Source organism: Halosimplex rarum (genome assembly GCF_047715405.1).
GTDB lineage: Archaea > Halobacteriota > Halobacteria > Halobacteriales > Haloarculaceae > Halosimplex > Halosimplex rarum.
This window is the reverse complement of record NZ_CP180412.1, coordinates 1,595,916-1,619,626: the sequence shown is the minus strand read 5'-3', so window position 1 is coordinate 1,619,626 and position 23,711 is coordinate 1,595,916. Positions and strand designations below refer to the sequence as shown.

The window sequence follows — 23,711 nt, the reverse complement described above, 5'->3', positions numbered from 1 at the left end:
TCAGTCTTCCATCTCGCTCTTTGCGACCTCGGCGCCGGCGAACTCTAGCACCTCCCGCGCTCCTTCCTCGGAGTAGCCCTGTTCGATGAGCGCGTCGATCCACTGGTTGCGCTCGTCGTCGTCCATCTCGCCGCTCGACACCAGCGCCGAGAAGTTGATGTTGTGCTTCTTGTCCTCCCAGAGCTTGCGTTCGAGGGCGCGGCGCAGGCGGTCGTTGTCCTGCGGGTTGAACGTGTCGCCCTCGCGGGCGCGCCGGCTGACCCAGTTCGACACTTCCTGGCGGAAGTCGTCCTTGCGGTCTTCCGGCAGGTCGAGCTTCTCCTCGACGCTGCGGAGGAACTGCTCGTCCGGTTCCTGCTCGCGGCCCGTGATCTCGTCCTCGACGGTGTCGTCGTCGATGTACGCCATCACGTGGTCCATGTACTTCTCGCCCTGGCGCTGGATCTCGTCGACGTCGTAGGCCAGCGCGTGACGCACGTCCTCGATAGCCCGCTCCTTGTACTCCTCGCGGACGAGTTCGAGGTAGCGGTGGTAGGTCTCGAACCGGTCTTCGGGGATGGAGCCGTGGTTCTCGATGTTGGCTTCGAGGTGGTTGAACGTCGTCAGTGGCGAGAGGAAATCGCGCGAACGGTGCATCGAGTCCATGATCGCCTCGGCGATCTCGTCGCCGATGAACCGCGGGGAGACGCCCTCCATGCCCTCGCCGATCTCGGCCTTCTCCGCGGCCTCGTCGCGGAGCTTCTTCACGTCGATGTCCTCGGCCTCGTCGATCTCGCCGTTGTAGGCCTTGGCCTTCTGGACGAGGGTGACGTTGCCGGTGTCGGGCTCCTCGATGCGGGTGAGGACGCCGAACAGGCCCGCCATCTCCAGGGTGTGGGGTTCGACGATGATGTCGGGGAGGTCGGCGTTGTTGAGCATCTTCCGGTAGATCTTCGCCTCCTCCTCGTACTGCAGGACGTAGGGGAAGTCGATCCGCTTCGTCCGGTCGTTGAACGCCTCCATCTTCTCGTCGCCCTTCTTGTCCTTGTACTCGGGCATGTTCGTCCGCCCGACGATCACCTGGTCGATGTCGATCCGGGGGTTGTTCTTTGGCTTGATCGTCTGTTCCTGGGTCGCGTGCAGGAAGTCGTAGAGGAACTCCCGCTGGAGTTTCAGCAGCTCCTCGCCGGAGAAGATCCCCCTGTTTGCGTTACAGAACGCCCCCGAGTAGTCGAACGCCCGGGGGTCCGATTCGCCGTAGACGGCGATCTTCGAGTAGTTGACGTCCCCCGTGAGTTCGGTCTCGTCCTGGTTCTTCTTGTCCTTGGGCTCGAAGGTCTCGATCCCCTGGCGCATGTTCTCGTCGGCCACGAAGCGAACGATCTCGACGTGGTTCTCGAGGACCTGCTGGAGGTCGTCGTCGTAGTGCGCGAGCAGGCGGTCCATGTAGAACTCGCTGGCGGGGTCCAGGGCCTGCTCGTTGCGGATGGTGTAGGGCGCATCGAGCTCCTCGTTGATGTCCTCGATGACCCGGTCGCGCTGGTCCTGCGGGAGCAAGACCATGGGGTCCTGGTTCATCGGGGAGCGGACGGTGTCGTCGGAGGGGTCCTGGTCCGGGATGACGTCGCAGAGGTTCGTCCACCGGAAGGTGTACATCCGCCCCTCGTTCGAGCGGGTGTAGTCCTCGTAGTAGCGCCGGACCTGGCGGTCGAAGTCGGACTTCCCCGACCCGACCGGGCCGAGGAGGAGCTTGATGCGTTTCTGCGGGCCGAGCCCGCGAGCGCCGGATTTCACCTTGTTGACGAACTCGTGGATCGACTCGTGGACGATCCGTCCGTAGAAGGTGTTCTCGCCGTCGTTCAGTGGGTCTTCCGAGGCGAGTTTGTACTCGACGACGCCGGCGTCCTCGTCGTACTCGGTGCCGTAGTAGTCGAACATGTCGGCAACGCGCTGGTGGGCGTTGCGGGCGATCGTGGGCTCGTCGTAGAGCTGGTCGAGGTACGCCGAGAACGACCGGTGTTCCCGGAGATCCGCGGGGATCGTGTCTCTGTACTCTCGACTCAGCTCTTCGAGGGTTTCCTGTGTCATGCTATCACGGACAGTTCACGTCGAACTGTTCTGGCGCCAGCGCGCTCCGGCTGACGGATGCGACCGGCGGAGCGGCCGCGGTTTCGTGTCTCGGTGCGTCGCCCCCGGGACCGTCCGCCCGGCATCTCGTCGTCGCTGACAACAGGGGACCGCCGGAACCGCCGGGGCGTGTGTTCGGATGCCATGTGTGAACACGCAACTTCCGAGAATCGCGCGGGCGACCCTCGGACAGTAGCGACAGCGTACCGTGGAGCAACCACCGATACTATTTATCATATGAGGTCTGTGGACTGATAAGCCTTTCCGCGGTAAGGGAGCGCATGCCAATTTATTTCAGTAATATCTTTTCGAAAATAGCAGTATGTCGAGTGGATCGTGAGAACCACTCACGAGGCGGCGTCGCTTGCTATATAAACGTCGGCCGATTCGCGGCCGCCTGAGCCGTCAGGACGAGGCTCTGGAGCGGGTGTCGGTGGACCGCCGCGACGGCCACTTACACCAGCACCGGTCGCGCCCGGCCGCACGCCGGACTGCGTGCGAGCCCGACACGAGGCGCCGCGTTCTCGACACCGACCGCGACACTCTTGGTCCGGGGACGACCACCTACAGGCATGTCATTCGAGGGGCTCGACGACGACTGGGTGGTGTGGTCGGAGGAGCGCCACAAGGCCGTCCTCGCGTACCGGCCGGACGTGTTCGACAGCGACGCGTTCCCCGCGGCCTGTCTCCCGACCATCTACCTCACGAAGGGCCGACGCCGTCGCCACCCCGGCGACCAGACCCGCCCCGACGACCCGTGGTTCGTCACGCTCTACATGGAACCCGAGGTCAACCGCTCGGAGGACCGCTACGACTCCCGCCAGGACGCGCAGGCTGGCGCCGTCGACCTGGCCGGTCGGTTCGCCGCCGGCGAGATCGACTACCGCTCGCTCTACCAGGTACCCCGCGAGGAATACTTCCAGAAGCTCGACGAACTGACCGATCGCGGCGAGTGAGGCGGGCGTTCGGTGGCCGCCGACCCGGACCGGTGTACCGGACCGCCGGAACGCCGGTTTTTGTACGTCGCGTCGGAGCCGAGAAACTTAATCCGCGCCGGCGTGAACTCGTCGGTATGTCGACGCTCACGCTCGTCGGGTCGCGGCTGGCCGAACCGGGCCAGGAGTTCGTCTACCGCGGCGAGTCGAGCGCCTGCGAGGGCTGTCCGTACCGCGACCAGTGTCTCAACCTCACCGAGGGCCGCCGCTATCGCGTGGAGTCGCTCCGCGAGAACGGGAGCACACTCGACTGCGCCGTCCACGACGCCGGCGTGGTCGCCGTCGAGGTCGAACCCGCCTCGGTCAGCGCCAACGTCGCGAGTTCGAGCGCCTACGCCGGGAGCAAGGTGTCCCTGGAAGGGCCCTGTCCGCACACCGACTGCCCGAGCCACGAGTACTGCGAGCCCGAGGGCGTCGAGTTCGACGAGGAGCGGACCATCGAGACGGTCGCTGGCGACCCGCCCCACGACTTCTGCGCGCTCGACCGAGACCTCACGACCGTCGTCTTCGAACCCGACGGCGACTGAGGACCGACGGATGGACGGTTCGAGCGACGACCGCTGGACGTGCGATTCGAGCGACGAGCGACGAGCGGGCGGTCCGAGAGACAGACCGACTGGGACGTCGTATATCGACGACGACTGGGTAGCGAGCCCGCCCGCCGGGAAGACGATCGCGTTCACCGAGTGCCCGGACGACCCGGACTCGGACCCGCTGCTGTTCGAGATGTGGCTCGACGCCGACGGTTCGCACGGGCCGATGCGGCACGTCCACCCCGAACAGGACGAGTTCTTCGAGGTCGTCGCCGGCACCCTGGGCGTCTTCCACGAGGGCGAGACGAGCGAGTATGGCCCGGGCGAGTCGGTGACGATCCCGGCCGGCGACGTCCACCGGTTCTGGAACGCCGGGTCGTCGGAACTGCACCTCCGCGGCGGGGTCGATCCCGGCTTGCGGACGGAGACGTTCATGCGCGTCACCTACGGGCTGGCACGGGACGGCCGCCCGGTCACCCCGTCGGGGATGCCCCTGAACCTCCTGCTGCTGGCGGTGCTCCTCACCGAGTTCGACGACATGCTGTACCTCGCTGCGGCGCCGACGTGGCTCCAGCGCCTCGGCGTCGGTCTCGTGGCGCCACTCGGTCGTCTCGCCGGGTACGACAACGGCTACCCCGAGTACCGGCCCTGACGCCCGACCGGGCGGGGCTCCCGTCAGTCGGGAGTGTACTCAGCCCGACAGGGTTCCGACACGCTCGGCGGTGTAGCCGAAGACGTCCTCGTAGCCGTAGGCCGACAGCAGGACGGGGTGGAAGTCGGTGTCGGCGATCACGGCCTCGCCGTCGGCGGCCGCGATCCGCTCGCCGGCGAAGACCTCCTCGAAGTTGTCGACGAACACCTCGTACGTCTCGGCGGCGACCTTCGGCACGGGGTCGCCGAGCCTGAAGACGGGCAGATCTGTCTGGTGGGGCGTCTGTTCGGCAGGGAGCGCACCGGTCGCCGCGAGGAACTCGCGGGTGACTTGCCGGGCGTTGCGCGCCGCCTGGTCCGAGCCCTGGTAGCCGCACTCGACCTCGATGGTGTCCGGCGCCACCTCGAAGATCCGCCCCTCGGCGTGGCCCGTCTCGACGACCGCGTCGACGGACAGGCGCGGGCAGATATCGCGGGCGAGGTCGCGGACCTCGTCGACGAGCGCGAACATCCCCTCGTAGGAGTGGGTCGTGTGCAGCGCCAGCGTCAGGCAGTCGCCGACTTCTTCGCCGAGGGCGTGGGCGAGCCTGATCTCGTGGCTCTGCCCGTCGGCGCGGCCGGGGAACGAGCGGTTCAGGTCCGCCTCGACGTAACGGACGCCGCGGTCGACGGCCTCCTCGTTGGCGATCACGAGCTTCACGGGTCTCGCCACGTCGGGTCGCGTCTCCATGAAGTGTTCGACCGCCTCGACGCCGGCCGGTTCGTCGCCGTGGATCCCGCCGACGACGGCGATCTCGGGCTCGCCGTCCCCCAGCGTCTCGATTCGCATCGATCCGTGCTACCGGGTTCGACCCTATAGAAGGACCGCTTTCGCCCGTGACTGGCGCGTTTCGGCGAGGGCCGCTCGCAGACTCACCCGCTCCGTTCCGCCACGGCCCCGACTGGCGTCGGGACCCGGCGAACTCACCGTTGATAACCGCTCGAACACGTTTATTAGGGTGTTCTCGAAAGCACGGGTACCAACGAGGGGTTCGCCGGACACGTCGGTCGAGCGGCAGGCGGGCCACCGTTTCGGAACGTGACTCACAGATGTTCGAACGCAGAATCGACGACGAGGCACAGGTCGGTATCGGAACGCTCATCGTCTTCATCGCGATGGTCCTGGTCGCGGCGATAGCGGCCGGAGTCCTGATCAACACGGCCGGGTTCCTCCAGACGAAGTCCGCGCAGACGGGCCAGGCCTCCAGCGATCAGGTGACCGACCGGATCGACGTCGCCCCGAAGTCCGGCGCGGTCGGAACGGTCGACGGCGAAGAGGTCATCGGGCGCGTGAACGTCACCGTCCAGGCGAACCCCGGCGCGGGGAACGTCGACCTCCGGAACGTCACCGTCCAGTGGCTCGACCCGAGCGGCGTCTACCAGCTCACCCACTACCGGGTGGACGCGGGCGACGCCGACTTCGGGGCGACGGCGCTGAAGGACGCGGACGACTCGCTCCCCGTTCTCAACGACGCCGACGACAGGTTCATCCTGACGTTCGACACCGGCGAGGCCCCGACGAACGTGACGATGGCGACGAGCGACGGCACGGTAAACGTCGACCAGACCGACGAACCGCTCGGAGAGGGCAGCACCGTCCGGATCAAACTGTCGACGAAGTCCGGCGCGACCACCCAGACCACCGTCACCGTCCCGGAGACCCTGAGCGGGTACGAGGCCGTGCAGCTCTGAGCCGAGGGGGCGCCCGCGCTCGCGGCCGTCAGTGTTCCAGCGACTCGGCGTACGCGAAGTCGCGGTCGTCGGCGACCGGTCGCTCGCCGTCGAGCGGGATCTGCCACTCGCGGAGGGCCGACGGGTCGTCGAGGGCATCGGCGAGCGTGTTTCTGACTTCCCGGAGGTCGACGCCGTAGTAGTCGTCGGGGACGCCCTGGAGGTACTGTAGCGCCGTGCGAAAGAGCGAGCGCATCCCGTCGTCGTTCTCGAAGTCGAAGTGCTTGTACGCGCCGGCGGCGACCTGGACCATCCCGTGGAGGAACTTGCTCTCGGTCGACCCGCGTCCGTAGTTGTACCACTCGTCCTCGAAGCAGTCGTGAGACTCGTGGTACTGGCCGGCGTTGAACAGGGCGACGCCGTGGACGACGGCGCGCCGGAGGGTCCCGTGTTCCCACCCGTTGGACGCGCCGCGGTCGGCCCGCCAGCCGGCGGGATCACCGGACGTCGGCGGCCCGACGTCGTAGTCCCGGGTGTGTTCGTCCATCACTCCATCGTCGGGGCGCCCGACGTGTAACCCCGTCGGTCGTCCCGGCGGTTCGTGGCGGGGCGCTGCGGGGCGGGACCGAGCGGGATCTCCCGAACGCGGTCCCGGGAGTCCGGTTCCGCGGCTGTTAACACCGGCCCCGTCCACACCGGAGACATGGACGCAGCCTTCGAACACTCGGTCGACGTCCGCTATCGGGACCTCGACACGTTCGGTCACGTCAACAACGTCGTCTACGGGACCTACTGCGAGCAGGCCCGCGTCGCGTACATCGAGGAGGTACTCGGGCTCGAGGACATCAGCGAGTTCTCCGCCGTCGTCGTTTCCCTGAACATCGACTTCCGCTCGTCGGTGACCGAGATGACCACCGTCGACGTGGGCGTCGCGGTCTCGCGCCTCGGCGAGTCGAGTTTCACGATGACGTACGAACTCGGGCAAGACGGAGATCTGGTCGCCGAAGCGGAGACCACGCAGGTGTTCGTCGACCCCGAGACGCGCGAATCGCGGCCGATCCCCGCGGAGCTCCGCGAGCGGATCACCGAGTTCGAGGACCTGGACGACTGAGACGCGGGCGTCGCGGTTTCAGACCGGGTCGTCGGGGTCGTAGGTCTCGGCCATCCGCGCGGCCTCGGTGGCGTAGCGCTCGCGCTCTTCGGGGTCGGTGACGGTCCCGAGGTTGTTCGGCGAGACGTCCACGGCCGCGGTCGTCTCGCGGATATCGCTCGTGAAGCTCGTCAGCGCCCGCTCCTTGCGGAAGTACCGCTCGCCGTCGGGTGTCGCGTACACGAGAATGATGATGTTCTGCTCGTCGTCGGAATACGTGCGCTCGACGAGCCAGACCTGGACCGTCTCGTCCGCGGAACGCGCCGCGTCTGCGTCGCTGTCCATACGCGAACAGACGGCCGCGTCGGGGATAGGTGTTCGCCGCTCACCGGGCCGGCGGGGGCAGTCCGGGCCACGGGAGTTCGCGGCAGTCTGCACGCCGCAGTTTGCGGCGCGCCAGTCCCCGTCGCGGTAGCTGACAGCGGGTCGCCCTCACTGCGAGAGTCCGTATCGCGAGCGGTGGATCAGGTCCCCTGCGGGTCCGGCCGCTCGCCGACGGTCACTTCGATCTGCTGGACGTCGCCGTCGCGGAGGACGGTCATCTCGACGGTGTCGCCGGGTTCGGTCTCGAGGACGAGGTAAGTCCCCAGGTCCTCGCCGGTCTCGATCTGCTGGCCGTCGACGGCCAGGATCACGTCGCCACCGACCGGGACGTTTCGTTCCGTCGTTTCGTCGACGCCCGTGGCGCCTTGCAGCACGCCGCTGGTCGGTCCGCCCTCGGCGGTGGAGACGACCATGATACCGGTCGTCTGGTTGAGGTCGTTGGCGTCGGCGACCGCGGGCGTGACGGGCGTCGTCCGCACGCCGAGGAAGGGGTACTCGAAGTCGCCATCGGCGACGAGTTCGGGGACGACGCGTTCGATGAGGGACGCGGAGACGGCGAAGCCGATGTTCTCGGCGCCCTGCTGGGCGATGCCGGCGGTGTTGACGCCGACGACGTCGCCGTCGCAGGCGACCAGCGGGCCGCCGGAGTTACCGGGGCTGATCGGGGCGTCCGTCTGGACGACGTCGGGGATGGCGAATCCGCGGTCGGTCGGCAGCGACCGGTTCGCGCCGCTGACGATGCCGTGCGTGATGGTCTCTTCGAGGCCGAGCGGGTTGCCGAGCGCGGCGACCTTCTCGCCGTGGTCCGGGTCCGCGTCGTCGACCGAGAGCCCCTCGGCGTAGGCCGGCACGTCGGAGACGTTCACGACCGCGAGGTCGGAGTACGTACTGCGACCGACGACCGTACCGGTCCGGTACTCGCCGTCTTCGAACTGTATCTCGACAGTGTCCGTGCCGCTGACGACGTGGGCGTTCGTGACGATGTACGCGCTCCCCGTCGTGGTCGCGTTCACGGTGTCGGACTCGTTCAGCTCGGAGGTGGCGTTGGTCACGTCGTAGACGAACCCGGATCCCTGGCCCGAGGAGGTCCGGACGGCGACGACCGACCCGACGGTCTGGTCGAACAGCGACTCGTAGTCACAGGCGGTCTGCTGCTGGGCGGACGACGCCTGGCCCTCCTGGTGTGTCAGGTCACCCACTGGTGCGCCGAGCGCCATGGCGCCGCCGACGCTCGTCGCCGTGAGCAGTGCGGTCAATACCACCGCTATCGTTGTTCGGTGCATCGTCTCGGCGTTGCCGCCGTGGACGGAAGACCCCCGCAACAGTTTAGTCTGTTTTGCGCGGTCAAACCCCGATTACGCGACCGTTCGAGGGTGGTTACCGGCGCCGACGGACCAGCCGGGTTCGATAAGCCGGGCGTACTCCCGGTAGGCGGCGGCGTCGGCGACGATACCGTAGCCTATTCAAACGCGTCAGCCGAACCGGTATCTGCGTGCGAGGGTAGCCAAGCCTGGAAACGGCGGCGGACTCAAGATCCGCTCCCGTAGGGGTCCAAGGGTTCAAATCCCTTCCCTCGCACTGCAACCCAGTGCGGAAGATCTCCCCTTCAGGGGGCATCTTCCCTCGCAACATTCTGTGGCCGCTATCGTCCGAGTAGCCGAGCCTGGAAACGGTGGCGGACTCAAGATCCGCTCCCGTAGGGGTCCTCGTGAGCGAAGCGAACGAGGGCTCGGAAGACGAGCGGAGCGAGTCTTCCGGTGGTCCAAGGGTTCAAATCCCTTCCCTCGCACGCCGGCGCAGCGCAGTCCGCGCTGCGACGGAATGCACGAAGGGATTCGAAGCAGGAAAGTCGCAGCGGGCGAACGGCGCGAGGCTCGAATGTAGTGAGAGCCTCGTTGTGAACGGCGAAGCCGTGAACGCAGTGAGCCCGACCGTCTTTCCGTGGTTCAAATCCCTTCCCTCGCACTGTGTGGCCCACGCGGCCCCTCGCAAACAGTGCAGGAAGCCCGCGGAGCGAGGCCGGCTATCGGTCGGCCTCGAGTGACCGGCGTTCGCGCCGTGAACGGAGCGGTCTTCCCTCGCAAACCTTCGCGGACGAACCAACTACCTACAGGAACGTCCAGAAATCCGGCAGCCGGGGGCAAGCTTATGACATTTCGGACTAGACATTGCGGTATGGCAACGGACGACACGGCACAGGGCCCGCTACACGTGCCACCGCTGGAACACACCGCCTTCTTCGACATCGATACCAGAGACGGCTACGTGCGCATCGACCAGTCGTGGGGCGACCAGACGCTGTACACGCCCGAAGAGGCCCGCGACATCGCCGAGTCAATCATCGAGATGGCCGACGAAGCGCAGGAGACGGGGTAGCGGTCCGCGCCGAAAAAAGCGTGTTTGAGAGAAGCGCTAATTGAACAGGACACCATTCGCTAAAACAGTAGTTGGCGGTATTGGCGGCCGGACTCGGGACAGATGACGCCGGACGAGGATTCCACGGACACGGCGGAGATCGAAGAGCGGCTCGAGCAGGTCGGGCGGTATTCCACGTTCGTCAAGGCCGGCCTCGGAGTGATCCTCGGTGCGTTCGCCCTCGCGGTCGGCGTGTTACTACCGGCCAACCTCGACACCGTCGCGGGTGCCGTCGACGCGGTTCTCCTCCCATTGATATTCGTCGGGATGGGTCTGTTGCTGTTCGGTATCGGGATGCATCTCCATCTCATGCACCTGAACCTGGTGCGACAGTTGCGGAAGGGTTCCGACGAGGATTCGAGTCCCAGTGAGGACGAACACGACTCGTAGGTCGCGCTCCTGTCGCGAGCAGTTGGCGTTTTCACCTGTATTTGGCCCGGGGGTCGTGCTGCGCGACCCCGCCAAAAAGATGGTTTCGCAGTGGCTTTTTGTGCGCCGGTCCGATCGTGATGTGTGACTGACGCACATCGACGAGCGGCGGTGGCCGAGCGGGCGGCGAGAGCGGGCGGCGCCGTCGCTCGCCAGGCCTTCCGGGGCGAGCTCGCGGTCGAGACGAAAGCGGACAAGAACGATCTGGTGACGGAGTCCGACAGGGACGCCCAGCGGCAGGTGGTCTCGACGATCCGCGGGGAGTTCCCGAACGACGCGGTCGTGGGCGAGGAAGACGCCGTGCCGCTGGGGACGCCGGGCGAGGAGGTCGAAATCCTCTCGGAGGTGCCCACGACCGGGGACGCGTGGGTCGTCGACCCGATAGACGGGACGGCGAACTTCGCGCGCGGGCATCGGACCTGGGCGACGGCCGTCTCCGCGGTGACGGACGGCGATATCGTCGCAGCGGCGACGTACCTACCGACGACGGAGGACCTGTACGCTGCGGGCGCCGAGACCGGGACCCGCAACGGGAACGCGCTCGCGGTGAGCGACCGCGGGGACCCCGAGACGTTCGCGGCAGCGTCCGTCGGCCGCTTCGAGCGCGGGGGCGGGGCCGGCCTGGGCGCCATCGCGGGGGCGACGGTCGACCTACTGGGTGACTTCCGCCGATTCGGGAGCATGCAGTCGACGCTTGCGTTCGTCGCGGCCGGGGAACTCGACGCGGCGTTCTCGACGTACACGCCGGACCCGTGGGACTCGCTGGCGGGGATCCACCTCGTTCGGCGGGCCGGCGGGACGGTAACGGACCTGGAGGGCGAGCCGTGGACGCCCGAGCGCGAGGGGATCGTCGCGAGCAACGGCGAGGCGCACGACGCGGTCTGTGAGGTCGCACGGGCCGCGGCGTCGCGGTAACGGCCCACTGCGGAGGCGGTCGCGCTCGACGCGCGCACGGGACCGGAAGGCTAAACAGCCAGACGCGAGGGAATGCGGGCATGGAAAGCGAGCAGGCGTTGTCCGAGCGGGGCTGGCTCGCGGCGTTCGTCGCTGCGCTGGCAGCGCTGGTCGGCGGCTCAGTCGTCGCCACCGAGCTGGTGTACGACCGGTTCGTCTGGCAGTACTTCTGGGGGCCGATCTACTCGGACGCCATGAACGCGCGCTGTGCAGTCAATACCGGCGAGGGGACCGAACTGCTCGGGAGCGCAGCGGCCTGTCAGGCCGCCGAGGCCACGGGCGTCGTGGCGTACACCGGGTACAGCACGGTCTCCACGGTCGGCTACATGGTCGTGCTCGTCTTCATGCTCGCCGGCGTCTACTTCCTGCTCGACCGGCTGGAGGTCGGCGAGGACAAGCGACTGTTCCTCTCGCTGGTCCCGTTCATGCTGTTCGGCGGCGCGGTCCGGGTCGTCGAGGACGTGACCGACGCGGCCGTGGGCGCCGGAGTCGACCCCATCATCAGCTATCCGCTGAACGTCCTGTTCATCAGCCCGGTGATCTACGTGACGGTGTTCGTGATCACGCTCGGGGCGCTGTTGGCGAGCCTGCGCCTCGAATCCGCGGGCGTCGTCGAAAACAGGTACAGGGCGTTGGCGGGGATCGGTATCGCGGTCCTCGTGCTGACGCTTGCGTACCTGTTCTTCGTCGCGGCGACGCGCGAGTACGCCGAGTTCTACCCGCAGATCCTGGTGGTCGACGTGGGACTCGCGTCCGTGCTCGCCTACGGGATGTACGTCGCGGCCGACCGGTACGAACCGGCGATCAACCGGGGAACCGGCGTGGTCGGACTCGGCATCCTCTGGGCGCACGCGATAGACGGCGTCGCGAACGTCGTCGCGGCCGACTGGCTCCCCGAACTCGGTCACCCGATCGACGCGTACGGCGCGAAACACGTCGCCAATCGAGCGATCATCGGCATCACCGAGGCGATACAGCCCGCATCGATCTCGGCCGTGATCGGTACCTCGTGGCCGTTCCTGTTCGTGAAACTCGCGGTAGCGCTGGGGATCGTCTGGCTCTTCGACGAGCAGATATTCGAGGAGAGCCCGCGCTACGCCGTCCTGCTGCTCGTCGCGGCGGCCGCCGTCGGTCTCGGTCCCGGGACGCGGGACATGCTCCGCGTCACGCTCGCGATCTGATCGGGACGAACCGGCCGAACGATCACCTCGGACGCGGCGCTACGGGCTCGTGTTCGAATCCGAAAAATCCGGGCCGTCAGACCTTTTCGAGCGCCGATTCGGGGTAGTAGCGGCTCCCGCAGGTCGGGCACTCGGCCACGGTCAACTCGTCGCCCGTCGACGACGCGACTTCCGTCCGCACCAGTTGCTGATTGCAGTCTGTACACGGGAGGTCGAACTCGGATACCATGATACGCTCCTCTGACGGATCGCTTCGGCGAGCAGAAGCGACGCCAGATGCCGTGTGAACAATCGGCACCCCACGGCATAAATCCTCGTATTAGTCGATTTCTTGCCAAATTACGGGCCGTCGGGCGATCGGTAAAACGGGCGTCGGGCGGCCCCGATCACAGTGGGCCGTCGCTGCGCGCGCCCCCAGTGGACAGATGCCTGTCAGGGATAGGGATGGTGATCACGGTCGAGCGCGGGCTCGAAGCCCAGATCCTGGGGGACGGTCCCGGCGCGCTCGCCGAAGTAGGGATCGCCGAAGAAGAGCGGCTGGGCACCGGGAACGACGACGCGGACGGCCTCGAAGCCCAGTCGCTGGACGTCTCGGGTGGTCGTCCGGGCGCCGTAGACCGACATGCCGGCCGCGACGACGCGGTCGAGGACCGCGTCGAGGTGGTCTCCGCCCTCCGGGATCGACTCCGGACCCACGGAGTCGGCCGGCACGCTCGTCTCGGGGCTGACGAACTCGTCGACGACGGGCGGCCGGTCGGCGTAGTGGCCGATGGCGCCGTCAGTCGCGGCGGCCCCCTCCTCGCCCATCCCGTCGAGTTCGACCCAGTTCTGGACCGCCTCGGCGAGGGCGTTCCTGGCCGCGCGGCCGGCGTCGAGGTGGGCAGCAGTCCCGAGCGCGAGTTTCGGCCATTCGTCGCGAGTCACCGCGACGGCGACGACGGGCACGTCGACGTCCTGCGTGAGCAAGAGCGCGGTCGCGTCCAGCCCCTCGGCGCCGGCGCGGGCGGCCAGGCGCTCGTAGCCGTCGTCGGCGACGTCGAGACCGAGCGGCTCGAACGTCGAGTACCAGGCGATCGTCGTCGCGTCGCGCTCCACCACCTCGTACAGGCCCGAGAGCAGCGCCTCGACCGAGGAGTTGCCGAGCCCGAGCCCGGTGGTGATGGCCGGGCGGATCGTCCGCTCGGGCGGCGGGTAGTGGACGATCTCGGCGGGGAGCGAGACCGGCTGTTCGGTCACCAGGTCGGTCCCGCGAACCCACGGCCGCTCGGCCCGGTCGCCGCCCGCGTCGACGCCCTCCTCGCCACTGTCGATCCAGCTTTCCGGACGGACGAACGACGATGGGGCGACGGCGTCGGCCAGGTCCATCGCGGCGGCGCGCTTGAACTCCGCCGCGTGGTAGACGCCAGCGCAGTAGCGCTCGTAGGCCTCGCCGAGCGCCTTCATGAACGCGGCGTCCCACCCCGGGTCGACGCCGGCGGCCTGCCGGGAGGCCGTCGCGTCGGCGAACGCGCCCGTGTCGCAGATCTGCGCGAGGTAGTAGGGCGCGGGGTACGACTCAGCCTCCCCGACCTGCTGGACGATCCCGACGCGCTCGTCGAGACCCACTTCGGCGCGGGTGAGCGCCCGTTCGACGTCGCGGTCGAGGTAGCCCCTGTCGAGCACGCGGTCGCGACCCTCCCCGCAGCCACAGTCCGGAACGGGTAGGAACTCGCGTTCGGCGTGAGGGAGTTCGACGACGACGCCGAGGGGGTCCGGTTCGGAGGGGTCGAGGAACTGGGCGGCGCGGCGGCCAGCGACGGCGCCGGCGAACCTGGCCGTGGCGTCCGACGGCGCCGCCGTCGGGTCGGCGTCCGCCTCGACGTTCGATTCCACGCGGGCGGAGAGACACCGGTAGCAGGCGCCGTCCGGGTCGAAGCCCGCGACCGACGCGTCGACCACGGGGACGCTCCCGACGCCGCCGAGTTCGACGGCGAACCAGGGGACGCCCGTTTCGCGCGCCCGGTCGTTCGCCCGCTCGAAGGTCGCCGCGCCGGCCTGGCCGACGACGACGCCGAGGCGCGTCCCCGGTCGAAGATCGTCGACGGCGACCCGCTCGACCGGTTCGTCCACGTCGCCCATGGCCGCCTCGACGGCCGCGGCGGCCGGGCCTGATCCGACGAGTCCGACTGTCATGCCTGCTCAGAGGCGGCGGCGGGTAGAAAAGCCCGGGGACTCACTCGTCCAGGCGCTCCTGGGCCATCGCGGCCAGCTCGGGGAGGTCGGCCTCTCTGATCTCGTCGTCGCCGGGACGCAGGCGCAGGCGCGGCCGGCCGACGTCGATGGGCACCTTCTCGGTCTGGACGAGCCCGCTGTCTTCCAGCCGCGTCTTCATCCGCGAGAACGTCGCTTTGCTCGCGAGGCCGACGTCCTCACCCCACTTGCTCATGTCGTAGAGCAACTGGCCGTTGCGCGCGGCGACGAGCAGGGCGATGGCGACCTCGTCGAGCCCCTCGCCGTCGCCCTTCGCGACGGACAGCGAGTCGAGCAGGCCGTCGAAGTCCTCGGCCGTGTCGGTCCCGATGTCGGCGGCGAGCGTCTCGCGGACCCGCGACAGCGGCGGCGTCCGGAGCGAGAACGCCTCGGCGTCGTCCCACTCGGCGGCGTACCGGTCGCGCATCGCCTCGACGAACGACTCGTCGGTCGTCGTGAGCCCGCCGACCCGGTCGTCGGCCGAGACCAGCGAGACGACGCTCGATTCGGTCACGAGCAGCGACGCCTCCGGCGCGTCGTCGAGGGCGCGCAACCCGAGCGTGTCCGCGGCCACGAGGTCGGCGGCGTGGCCGGCGACGATGAAGTCGGCCATCACGTCCTTGATCGGATCGCCCGGCGCGAGCAGTCGGACGGTCGGTGGGTCGTCGACGTCGTGCAGCCGGAATATCAGTTCGGTGAGAGTCTCCCGTGTGGGGTTGACCGCGTATACGAGGCCGCTACTGTCCCGAAAGACGCCAGTGAGAACGGCACCGACGTCCTCCTCGAGAAAGTTCGAACTCATCTGATAGCTGTGGTATTTCGAATTATCACACTTAATTTTACCGCCCGTCGGCGATGAATCGACTCTATCGCTCCCGTTCGAGCGGGTCTCGTCGCCCTGTCGCCGTCGCGCGATCGGGAGAGCACCGTTCCGTCGGTCGCGTGCGACCGTCGGCGCGCGGCCGCCGCTCGCCGAAAAGGTAGATTATTGACGGGCCGCCGCCGAGAGTCCACTACAGATGAACTACGACACGGTCCGGGACGTGGACCCGGAGATCGCCGACGCGCTCGAGGCGGAAGTCGAGCGCCAGGGCGACACGCTGGCGATGATCGCCAGCGAGAACCACGTGAGCGAGGCGGTACTGGAGGCACAGAGCTCGGTCCTGACGAACAAGTACGCCGAGGGCTACCCCGGTTCGCGCTACTACGGCGGCTGTGAGCACGCCGACACGGTCGAACAGGCCGCGATCGACCGCGCGAAGGAACTGTGGGGCGCCGAGTACGTCAACGTCCAGCCCCACTCGGGCTCGCAGGCGAACATGGCGGTCTACACGGCCGTCCTCGAACCCGGCGACAAGATCCTCTCGCTGGACCTGACTCACGGCGGCCACCTCAGCCACGGCCACCCGAAGAACTTCGCCGGTCAGGTGTACGAGGTCGAGCAGTACGAGGTCGACCCCGAGACGGGCCGCCTCGACTTCGAGGAGATCCGCGCCCAGGCCGAGGACTTCGACCCCGACATGATCGTCTCGGGCTTCTCCGCGTACCCGCGCGAGGTCCAGTGGGGCGAGTTCCAGGCCATCGCCGACGACGTCGACGCCTACCACATGGCCGACATCGCCCACATCACGGGCCTCGTCGCCGCAGGCGTCCACGACTCCCCCGTGGGTGTCGCCGACTTCGTCACGGGTTCGACGCACAAGACCATCCGCGCCGGCCGCGGCGGCATCATCATGGCCGACGAGGAGTACGCCGACGCCATCGACTCGGCGATCATCCCCGGCACGCAGGGCGGCCCCCTGATGCACAACATCGCCGGGAAGGCGGTCGGGTTCCAGGAAGCCCTGCAGCCGCACTTCGAGGAGTACGCCGAGCAGACGGTCAAGAACGCGAAGGCGCTGGCAGACCACCTGCAGGAACACGGCTTCTCGCTGGTCTCGGGTGGCACGGACAACCACCTCGTGCTCGTCGACTTGCGCGACTCGCACCCGGACGTGACGGGCAAGCAGGCCGAGGAAGCGCTCGAAGACGTCGGTATCGTCCTCAACGCCAACACGGTTCCCGGCGAGACCCGCTCGCCGTTCGTCGCCTCGGGCATCCGCGCCGGCACGCCGGCGCTGACGACCCGCGGCTTCGACGAGGACGCCACCGAGACCGTCGGCCACTGCATCGCCGAGGTCATCGACAACCCCGACGACGAGGACGTCAAGGCCGAAGTCGCCGAGATCGTCCAGGGCCTCTGCGAGGAGTACCCGCTCTACGGCGACGACAGCGAAGGCCTCGTCTTCGAGTAAGCGCTGCGAGCTCGGTTTCCGCGTCGGTTCCGTTTCTGCTTCCGCTCCCGCGTACACCGTCGCCGTTATCAGATCTCGTCGGACTGGACGGCGTCGCTCTCGCGGACCGTCACGCCGTCTATCTGGATCTCGCCGGTACCGTCGACGGTCACCGTGTGGTCGGGCACTTCGAACGTGAGTTCCCAGTCGTCGGTGTCCGTCCGGGCCATCTCGCGGACCGCGTCGGTGGCGACGTAGTCGTGCAGCGAGTAGTCGAGCTCGTGCGGCTCGACGCCCTCCACCGTCGCGATCGCGCCGACGAGTTCCAGCGTGACGTCGTCGGGTTCGGTCACGACTGCCCCCTCGCGTGCTCTTCGAGCCGCTGGCACTCCTGGGTCAGTTGCGGCGGGATCTCGCCCGCGTACGCCTGCAACGCGCGGAAGACGACCGCGGTCTCCTCGAACGCCGGTCCGCGCTCGACGACGAGCGGGTCCCGCTCCCACTCGACGAAGCCGTGTTCGGCGAGGACGGGCAGGTGCGTGTGGACGAGGTCGACGTACAGGGTCTCGGGGTTGCGGAGCTGATACGGCGGGTTCGCCGCCTCGGGGAGTGAGAGCTCTCGTTCCGGAGGCGCTTCCATGAGCGCGACCACGATCTGTCTGCGCGGTTCCGCGGTGAGCGCGCGGAACACGCGGTTCCAGCGCTCGATCATCGCCGACGCGCGCCGATCTCTGTCTGTCGGCATACGGTGGTGCATGGTCCCGAGAAGCATAGAGGTTCCGCGGCCCGACGCGGCGCCAGTGGATCGCTCTGTCCCGTCCGAGACACGTTTTTCCGCGAACGGGCCGGAGTAGTTCGTATGCCCGATCTCCCCGCTGTCGACAGGCGGACGGTCCTCCGAGCGAGCGCGCTCGCCATCGCTGGCATCGGCGGCTGTGCGACAGACGACACCGGTACCGATCCGGACGCGACCGGCGGTGGAACGGTCGCCGGCGGCGAAGCGGGTGGCGATGGAGACGGGGGCGACGAGCGGAGTTCGGCCGGCAGATCAACCGCGACGGACACCGATACGCCGGCGTCGACGACCGAACGGGAAACGACTTCGGGCGGCGGCCGAGACTCGACCACCGATTCGACGGCGACCGACTACGACCTCCGCGAGGCCAACGTCACGGCGGTCGAGTCCGAGCGCACGAACGGTGCTTACCGGTTTTCGATCACGCTCTACCACGACGACGACGGCGAGGAGGGGTACGCCGACTGGTGGCAGGTCGAGTCGATCGAGGGCGACCGACTGGGGCGACGCGAACTGCTGCACGCCCACTCGACGGCGCCGTTCACCCGCTCGGAGACGATCGAAGTTCCCGGCGACGCCTCGTGCGTCGTCGTCCGCGGTCACGACCAGACACACGGCTACGGCGGCCGCGCGATGCTCGTGAACCTCGACAGCGGGGAGACGAGCGGCGTCGACCAGGGGTCGGAGAAGCAGTCGTTCGACGCGAGCGACTGCCCGTGACGGGCCGGCGGTCCAGGTCGGGGTCCAGTTCCGGGTCTAAGTCCGGAGTCCTGCCGTAGACGGGCCGTTTATACGGGTTCGTTCCCGAGAGGCGGGTATGACCGACCTCGACGCCGTCGACCGGGCGCTCCTCAACGCCTTCCAGGGCGGGTTCCCGGTCGTCGCGGACCCCTACGAGCCGGCGGCCGCGGCGCTGCGCGACCACGACGTGGACGTGACAGCCGCGGAACTCCACGAACGCCTCGCCGCGCTCGACGAGGAGGGCGTCCTCACCCGGTTCGGCGCGCTGATCAACGCGGAAGCCATCGGCGGCACGGCGACGCTCGTCGCGATGCACGCGCCCGAAGAGCGCTTCGACGAGGTGGCCGAGCAGGTGAACGCACACGCCGAAGTCGCGCACAACTACGAGCGCGAGCACCCCCACCTCAACATGTGGTTCGTCGTGAGCGTCGCCGACGAAGACCGCGTCGACGAGGTGCTGGCGGAGATCGAGGAGGAGACCGGCCAGGAGACGTACAATCTCCCGAAACAGCGGGAGTTCCACGTCGGCGCGAAGTTCCCCGTCGAGGGGCCGCTGGAGGACGTGGACGGCGGGATCGACCTCTCGGGTCTCGGTCCCGACGTGGATCCCGACGACCGGGGCGGCCTGACGCCGCGCGAGCGCGACCTCGTGGTCGAGATTCAGGGCGGCCTCCCCACCACGCGGACGCCCTACCGGGACGTGGCCGAGGCGCTCGACGAGGACGTGGAGTGGGTGCTTTCGACGATCAGGCGCTTCGACGCGGAGGGGAAGGTTCGCCGCGTCGGCGTCATCCCGAACCACTACTCGCTGGGGTACTCGGAGAACGGCATGACCGTCTGGGACGTGCCGGACGACGTGGTCGACGAGGTCGGCCCGGAGATCGCCGCGTTCGACTTCGTGACCCACTGTTACCGGCGGCCTCGCCACGAGGGCGTCTGGCCGTACAACTTCTTCGCGATGACCCACGGCCGCAGCGAGGAGGAGAGCGAGGCCCGCGTCGAGCAGGTCCGCGAGAAGATGGCCGAACACTGGGACGTGACCGACGAGGACTGGGACACGCTGTTCTCGACGGGCATCCTCAAGAAGACGGGTATCCGCATCGAGGAGCGGGCGGACGCGAACGTCGACGCCTGAATCGGCCCGCTCTGTTCGTCCGTTGCGGGGACATATCCAGAAGAACGCTTACTTACCGCCAGTGGCAAGGACTCCAGTATGATCCCCCTGCTCCACGACTTCGGGGGCGAGACCGTCCTCGTCTTCGGGGGCGGACGCGTCGGCGCCAGGAAGGCCCGACGGTTCGCCCGGGAAGCCCGCGTGGTCGTGGTGAGCCCGGAGTTCGCCGCGGCTGACGGCGAACGAGTGGACTTCGGCGACGCCGAACTCGTCCGCGAGGCCCCGGACCCCGACGACGTGTCTGACTGGTTCGATCGGACGGCGCCGGTACTGGCGGTCGCGGCGACGAACGACGCCGAACTGAACGAGCGGATCGAGGACGTAGCTCGAGAGCGAAGCGTCCTCGTCAACCGGGCCGACCAGCACGGCGGGCGGGAGGCGGGGAGCGTCGTCGTCCCGGCGACGGTCCGCGACGACCCGGTCGTGGCCGCCGTCGCGACGGGCGGGGCGAGCCCGGCGCTGAGTCGCCACCTGCGCCAGCGGATCGAGACAGAGATCGCCGACGCGGGCGCGATGGCCGAGTTGACGGGCGAGCTCCGCGCGGAGTTACAGCGGGACGGGGTCGCGCCGGACCGGCGTCGAGCGGCCGTGCGGGCGGTTGTCAGGTCGGACGCGGTTTGGAAGGCTTTAGATAGTGGGATACCCAAAGCTCGACAAGTGGCAGCGGACGTAATCGCGGACGCGACGGGTGAGACAGCGTGACTGTCGGAACGGGCGTCATCTCCGGCGCGAGCGTCGACATCGACCGCGCGACGGTCGACGAGCTCGAAGCCGCGACCGTCGAGAGCCAGCGGGAGGGCGTCGACCGCTTGCTCTCGGCGCCGGCGGTCGAGGAGGCGTACGTCCTCCAGACCTGCAACCGGGTCGAGGCGTACGTCGTCACCAGCGACGGGCCGGAGGGCCGCGCTGCGCTCGACGTCTTCTTCGAGGGCGTCCCCGACGACGTCCTCGTCGAGTTGGGTCACGAGGAGAGCCTGCGGCACCTCATGCGGGTCGCCGCCGGCCTCGAATCGATCGTCGTCGGCGAGGACCAGATCCTCGGCCAGGTCAGCACCGCCTACGAGGACGCCCTCGCCGCCGGCGGCATCGGCCGGATCCTCGAAGCCGGCGTGACGAAGGCCGTCCACGTCGGCGAGCGCGCTCGGACCGAGACGGCCATCAACGAGGGCTCGGTCTCCCTCGCCAGCGCCGCGGTCAAACTCGTCGACGAGGAGGTCGGCGTCGACGGCGCGGACGCCCTCGTCGTCGGCGCCGGCGAGATGGGGCGGCTCGCCGCGCAGTCGCTCGCGACACGCGTCGACCACCTCTACGTGGCCAACCGGACGGCCGAGCGCGCCGAGCACCTCGCCGACACGGTCGACGCGGACGCGACCGTCGTCGACCTGGACGAGGTGGCAGAGGCCGTCGCCGAGGCCACCGTCGTCGTGACGGCGACGGGGAGCCCGGACTACGTCTTCGACAAGTCGACCGTCGCGGGCTCGGGCGAGACGTTCGTCGTCGACATCGCCCAGCCGCGGGACGTGCCGACGACGGTGACCGAGCTCCCGGGCGTGACCGTCCGCGACCTCGACGCGTTGAAAACCGTCACCGACGAGAACCGCGCCCAGCGCGCGGAGGCGGCGACGGTCGTCGAGGAGATGATCGACGTCGAGTTCGAGCGCTTGCTCGCCCAGTACAAGCGAAAGCGGGCGGACCGAGTCATCTCGGCGATGTACGAGAGCGCCGAGCGCGTCAAGGCCCAGGAAGTCGAGACGGCCGTCGGCAAGGCCGACCTCGACGCCGGCCAGCGCGAGGTCGTCGAAGCGATGGCCGACGCCATCGTCAACCAGCTGCTCGCCGCGCCGACCAAGAGCCTGCGCGACGCCGCAGAACAGGACGACTGGTCGACCATCAACACCGCGCTCCAGCTGTTCGACCCCGAGTTCGGCGGCGACGAGTCCGAGAGTGACGGCGTCGAGAGCGACGAGATTCCCGAACACATCCGCGACCAGATGCCCGACGCCGTCTTCGATCAGTTGAGCGACGACTAGAGACTTCTCGAGGTTCGGTTCGATTCGTCGATTGTTTGGATTGTCGAGTGTCAACCGCCACTGATGGCACCGCACAGAACAGCGTGAAAGCCCCGACGCGTTCGAGGGCTGCGACTCGCTGCGCTCCTCGCTCCGCTGCGGTGCTTGCGTCGTCTCCCTCCTCGAACGCGTCGCCCCTTTCATTCCCACCCGGTTCTGCTGGCCGACCGGTCTATGCGGGTGGGAATGAAAGGGGCCGGACGCTCCGGGAACCCGGGCGAAGAAAGCACCGCAGGGAGCGGAGCGACCGAAGTGCGCAGCGAGCCCCGGGACCGAAGCAGGCCGGGGCTTTCACGCTGTTCGCGGTTCCAGTTCGAGTAGCGGTCGTTTCTGCAGCGAGAATCTTTCCGACTCGAACGCATCGGCCGAACTTTCATGCGGGTACCGGCCCACGGATTCCACATGGCAGACCTGCTCTCAGACGACGAGATCGAGGACCGACTACCGGCCGAGTGGGAGCGCGACGGCGACGAAATCGTCCGGACGTACGAGTTCGACGCGTATCTCGACGGCGTCGGCTTCGCCGCGGGCGCCGGCGGGGTCGCCCAGGACGCCTTCCACCACCCCGAGATGACGATCGGCTGGCGCGAGGTCGAAGTGCGGCTGACCACCCACGACGAGGGCGGTATCACCGACAAGGACATCGAACTCGCAGAGCGGTTCGACGACCTGCAGTAGATGTCTCGGGGGGACGACGAGGGGCGGGGCGAGGACGAGTCAGCGACGGCGACCGACTCGGAGGCGGCGTACGTGTTCCGGGTGACGGTCCGACTCGACCCCGACGTGGAGGGGGTCTGGGCGACGCCGGACACGTTCGAGACGACCGTGTTCCGGCGAGCGGACCCACCGGGAGAGCCAGGGTGGCTGTACTTCCGGGACAACCTGTGGCGGGGGGAGTGCGGAGACGAGGCGTACATGCGCGAGGTGACCGAGAACGCGCTCGGCACACCGGTCGCGAGCGTGTCGTTCAGCGAACTTCGGACGACCCAGGGGTATCTCGACGACCTCCGCGATGCCGTCGCCGACGACCTGGACCTGTTCAACGCCTCGACCGTGGACGAAGTCCTCTCCAAGTACCTCGGCAGCTCGATCCACGTCACTGACGACGTGTAGCCGGTCCGCGACGAGGCGCGGCAGCCGTTATGGGACGATTCCGAGCGCCTGCGCGGCGAATCCGACGTAGGTCCCGAGCGCGTTCAGCACGGCCAGCGCGACGGGGAGGCCGGCGGCGACGAGCGCCTGGCGGCGGGTGAGTCCGCGGGCGCACTCGGCGGCGACGATCCACAGATAGGCCATCCAGAGCGTAAACAGCGGCCGGACGAGCCGGACGGCGGTGTACGCGGGGTTGCCTGCGACCGAGGTGCGGACCCACTCTTCGACTGCGGTCTCGGACGCGAAGGTCGGTGCGTCGACGAAGAGCGCGGTAATGACGACCGACACCGCGAGGGTCGGGACCAACGTTGGGACGAGCGACCAGCCGACGAACGCGAGGACGCGCCGGAATGGCCCCTCGCCGTCGAAGTAGACCGAGACGAGGTAGACGACGACGGCGACGCCGACCCAGAGGACGAGGTAGACCACGGGCGTCGCTCCCAGCGAGAGGACGAACTCGCGGGGCGCGGCGACGCGCTGGTCGCCGGCGGCGTAGACGAGCGATCCGGTGTCGACGCCGTCGAGGAGGCCCCCGAGCGAGCGGAGGATGACGGCGCTCGTCGCGAGCACCATGATTCCGTGGAGGGCGACGACGAGCGCTGGTCCGACCAGCGAGGGGTCCTCCCGTCGGTGCTCGAAGAATGTCCGGGGATCGGTGACCAGCGTCGACAGACCCATGTCGTCCGGACGCTGGACCGTCTGCGGCATAAATCCGCCCGATCCGCGGCGCTGCGGACTGGTGGACGCTGCGGCCAGGCCTGGTGGACGCTGCGGCCGGGCCTGGTAGACGCTGCAGCCGGGACTCGTTCCCGTGTGGCGATCCCGGCAG

General features: G+C 68.3%; 27 protein-coding genes and 1 tRNA gene. 17 read left to right on the top strand and 11 right to left on the bottom strand.

Annotated features, from left to right (window positions below; translation table 11 throughout):
* Positions 1 to 2,067, bottom strand: coding sequence for a PrkA family serine protein kinase (locus ACMGFH_RS07805; protein ID WP_415382383.1), 2,067 nt, complete (start codon positions 2,065 to 2,067; stop codon positions 1 to 3).
* 611 nt (positions 2,068 to 2,678) lie between these two features.
* Between ACMGFH_RS07805 and ACMGFH_RS07800 the strand changes: the two genes are divergently transcribed.
* The 3 genes from ACMGFH_RS07800 to ACMGFH_RS07790 all read left to right on the top strand — a co-directional run bounded on the left by ACMGFH_RS07800 (position 2,679) and on the right by ACMGFH_RS07790 (position 4,286).
* Positions 2,679 to 3,062, top strand: coding sequence for a DUF5820 family protein (locus ACMGFH_RS07800; protein ID WP_415382382.1), 384 nt, complete (start codon positions 2,679 to 2,681; stop codon positions 3,060 to 3,062).
* A gap of 116 nt (positions 3,063 to 3,178) precedes the next feature.
* Positions 3,179 to 3,628, top strand: coding sequence for a UPF0179 family protein (locus ACMGFH_RS07795; RefSeq protein ID WP_415382381.1), 450 nt, complete (start codon positions 3,179 to 3,181; stop codon positions 3,626 to 3,628).
* 10 nt (positions 3,629 to 3,638) lie between these two features.
* Positions 3,639 to 4,286, top strand: a complete 648-nt coding sequence (locus ACMGFH_RS07790) for a cupin domain-containing protein (protein ID WP_415382379.1) — start codon at positions 3,639 to 3,641, stop codon at positions 4,284 to 4,286.
* Positions 4,287 to 4,325: 39 nt separating this feature from the next.
* Here ACMGFH_RS07790 and ACMGFH_RS07785 read toward each other — a convergent pair whose 3' ends face one another.
* Positions 4,326 to 5,114, bottom strand: coding sequence for a succinylglutamate desuccinylase/aspartoacylase family protein (locus ACMGFH_RS07785; protein WP_415382378.1), 789 nt, complete (start codon positions 5,112 to 5,114; stop codon positions 4,326 to 4,328).
* 260 nt (positions 5,115 to 5,374) lie between these two features.
* On the opposite strand from ACMGFH_RS07785, the gene ACMGFH_RS07780 reads away from it, so the two are divergent.
* Positions 5,375 to 6,016, top strand: a complete 642-nt coding sequence (locus ACMGFH_RS07780) for an archaellin/type IV pilin N-terminal domain-containing protein (RefSeq protein WP_415382377.1) — start codon at positions 5,375 to 5,377, stop codon at positions 6,014 to 6,016.
* A 28-nt stretch (positions 6,017 to 6,044) separates the two neighbouring features.
* Here ACMGFH_RS07780 and ACMGFH_RS07775 read toward each other — a convergent pair whose 3' ends face one another.
* Complete coding sequence (locus ACMGFH_RS07775; protein ID WP_415382376.1) at positions 6,045 to 6,542, bottom strand: DUF309 domain-containing protein; 498 nt, start codon at positions 6,540 to 6,542, stop codon at positions 6,045 to 6,047.
* A gap of 156 nt (positions 6,543 to 6,698) precedes the next feature.
* Between ACMGFH_RS07775 and ACMGFH_RS07770 the strand changes: the two genes are divergently transcribed.
* Entirely contained in the window at positions 6,699 to 7,106 is a 408-nt protein-coding gene (locus tag ACMGFH_RS07770) for an acyl-CoA thioesterase (RefSeq protein WP_415382375.1), read from the top strand.
* Positions 7,107 to 7,124: 18 nt separating this feature from the next.
* Here ACMGFH_RS07770 and ACMGFH_RS07765 read toward each other — a convergent pair whose 3' ends face one another.
* Positions 7,125 to 7,430, bottom strand: coding sequence for a hypothetical protein (locus ACMGFH_RS07765; protein ID WP_415382373.1), 306 nt, complete (start codon positions 7,428 to 7,430; stop codon positions 7,125 to 7,127).
* Between the two features lie 179 nt (positions 7,431 to 7,609).
* Positions 7,610 to 8,731, bottom strand: a complete 1,122-nt coding sequence (locus ACMGFH_RS07760) for a S1C family serine protease (RefSeq protein WP_415382371.1) — start codon at positions 8,729 to 8,731, stop codon at positions 7,610 to 7,612.
* A gap of 232 nt (positions 8,732 to 8,963) precedes the next feature.
* On the opposite strand from ACMGFH_RS07760, the gene ACMGFH_RS07755 reads away from it, so the two are divergent.
* The 5 genes from ACMGFH_RS07755 (at position 8,964) to ACMGFH_RS07735 (ending at position 12,448) form a co-directional block, all read left to right on the top strand.
* Positions 8,964 to 9,047, top strand: a tRNA-Leu gene (locus tag ACMGFH_RS07755).
* Between the two features lie 597 nt (positions 9,048 to 9,644).
* Positions 9,645 to 9,845 carry a hypothetical protein gene (locus ACMGFH_RS07750; RefSeq protein WP_415382370.1) on the top strand — a complete coding sequence of 67 codons (201 nt, stop codon included), beginning with the start codon at positions 9,645 to 9,647 and terminating at the stop codon, positions 9,843 to 9,845.
* A gap of 102 nt (positions 9,846 to 9,947) precedes the next feature.
* On the top strand, positions 9,948 to 10,274 hold the full coding sequence (locus ACMGFH_RS07745) for a hypothetical protein (protein ID WP_415382369.1): 327 nt from the start codon (positions 9,948 to 9,950) through the stop codon (positions 10,272 to 10,274).
* Between the two features lie 123 nt (positions 10,275 to 10,397).
* On the top strand, positions 10,398 to 11,228 hold the full coding sequence (locus ACMGFH_RS07740; RefSeq protein WP_415382368.1) for an inositol monophosphatase family protein: 831 nt from the start codon (positions 10,398 to 10,400) through the stop codon (positions 11,226 to 11,228).
* 80 nt (positions 11,229 to 11,308) lie between these two features.
* The gene (locus tag ACMGFH_RS07735; protein WP_415382367.1) at positions 11,309 to 12,448 is read left to right on the top strand and encodes a DUF63 family protein; all 1,140 of its coding nucleotides are present in this window, start codon (positions 11,309 to 11,311) and stop codon (positions 12,446 to 12,448) included.
* A 76-nt stretch (positions 12,449 to 12,524) separates the two neighbouring features.
* Here ACMGFH_RS07735 and ACMGFH_RS07730 read toward each other — a convergent pair whose 3' ends face one another.
* The 3 genes from ACMGFH_RS07730 to tbsP form a co-directional block, all read right to left on the bottom strand.
* Positions 12,525 to 12,677, bottom strand: coding sequence for a hypothetical protein (locus ACMGFH_RS07730; RefSeq protein WP_415382366.1), 153 nt, complete (start codon positions 12,675 to 12,677; stop codon positions 12,525 to 12,527).
* Between the two features lie 203 nt (positions 12,678 to 12,880).
* Positions 12,881 to 14,620, bottom strand: a complete 1,740-nt coding sequence (locus tag ACMGFH_RS07725) for a YcaO-like family protein (protein ID WP_415382365.1) — start codon at positions 14,618 to 14,620, stop codon at positions 12,881 to 12,883.
* A 40-nt stretch (positions 14,621 to 14,660) separates the two neighbouring features.
* Positions 14,661 to 15,479 carry a transcriptional regulator TbsP gene (gene tbsP / locus ACMGFH_RS07720; RefSeq protein ID WP_415382364.1) on the bottom strand — a complete coding sequence of 273 codons (819 nt, stop codon included), beginning with the start codon at positions 15,477 to 15,479 and terminating at the stop codon, positions 14,661 to 14,663.
* Positions 15,480 to 15,696: 217 nt separating this feature from the next.
* Here tbsP and glyA point away from each other — a divergent pair, with 217 nt between their 5' ends.
* On the top strand, positions 15,697 to 16,971 hold the full coding sequence (gene glyA / locus ACMGFH_RS07715) for a serine hydroxymethyltransferase (protein ID WP_415382363.1): 1,275 nt from the start codon (positions 15,697 to 15,699) through the stop codon (positions 16,969 to 16,971).
* Between the two features lie 68 nt (positions 16,972 to 17,039).
* Here glyA and ACMGFH_RS07710 read toward each other — a convergent pair whose 3' ends face one another.
* Both ACMGFH_RS07710 and ACMGFH_RS07705 read right to left on the bottom strand, forming a co-directional pair.
* Entirely contained in the window at positions 17,040 to 17,303 is a 264-nt protein-coding gene (locus tag ACMGFH_RS07710) for a HalOD1 output domain-containing protein (protein ID WP_415382362.1), read from the bottom strand.
* Entirely contained in the window at positions 17,300 to 17,695 is a 396-nt protein-coding gene (locus ACMGFH_RS07705; protein WP_415382361.1) for a hypothetical protein, read from the bottom strand. The genes ACMGFH_RS07710 and ACMGFH_RS07705 overlap by 4 nt, the downstream gene beginning before the upstream one ends.
* A 114-nt stretch (positions 17,696 to 17,809) precedes the next feature.
* Between ACMGFH_RS07705 and ACMGFH_RS07700 the strand changes: the two genes are divergently transcribed.
* The 6 genes from ACMGFH_RS07700 to lwrS all read left to right on the top strand — a co-directional run bounded on the left by ACMGFH_RS07700 (position 17,810) and on the right by lwrS (position 22,843).
* Entirely contained in the window at positions 17,810 to 18,466 is a 657-nt protein-coding gene (locus tag ACMGFH_RS07700) for a hypothetical protein (RefSeq protein ID WP_415382360.1), read from the top strand.
* Between the two features lie 97 nt (positions 18,467 to 18,563).
* Positions 18,564 to 19,622 carry an Lrp/AsnC family transcriptional regulator gene (locus ACMGFH_RS07695; protein WP_415382359.1) on the top strand — a complete coding sequence of 353 codons (1,059 nt, stop codon included), beginning with the start codon at positions 18,564 to 18,566 and terminating at the stop codon, positions 19,620 to 19,622.
* A gap of 78 nt (positions 19,623 to 19,700) precedes the next feature.
* Positions 19,701 to 20,363 (top strand): precorrin-2 dehydrogenase/sirohydrochlorin ferrochelatase family protein, encoded by a 663-nt coding sequence (locus ACMGFH_RS07690; protein ID WP_415382358.1) that lies wholly within the window; start codon positions 19,701 to 19,703, stop codon positions 20,361 to 20,363.
* Positions 20,360 to 21,691 (top strand): glutamyl-tRNA reductase, encoded by a 1,332-nt coding sequence (hemA, locus tag ACMGFH_RS07685; RefSeq protein WP_415382357.1) that lies wholly within the window; start codon positions 20,360 to 20,362, stop codon positions 21,689 to 21,691. Before ACMGFH_RS07690 ends, hemA begins: the two co-directional genes overlap by 4 nt.
* A 441-nt stretch (positions 21,692 to 22,132) precedes the next feature.
* Positions 22,133 to 22,408: a 4a-hydroxytetrahydrobiopterin dehydratase gene (locus tag ACMGFH_RS07680; RefSeq protein WP_415382356.1), complete on the top strand. Its 276-nt coding sequence runs from the start codon at positions 22,133 to 22,135 to the stop codon at positions 22,406 to 22,408.
* The gene (gene lwrS / locus ACMGFH_RS07675; protein ID WP_415382355.1) at positions 22,409 to 22,843 is read left to right on the top strand and encodes an LWR-salt protein; all 435 of its coding nucleotides are present in this window, start codon (positions 22,409 to 22,411) and stop codon (positions 22,841 to 22,843) included.
* Positions 22,844 to 22,870: 27 nt separating this feature from the next.
* Here the strand turns inward: lwrS and ACMGFH_RS07670 are convergent, their stop codons facing one another.
* Positions 22,871 to 23,560 (bottom strand): YIP1 family protein, encoded by a 690-nt coding sequence (locus ACMGFH_RS07670; RefSeq protein WP_415382354.1) that lies wholly within the window; start codon positions 23,558 to 23,560, stop codon positions 22,871 to 22,873.
* Between the last annotated feature and the right edge of the window lie 151 nt (positions 23,561 to 23,711).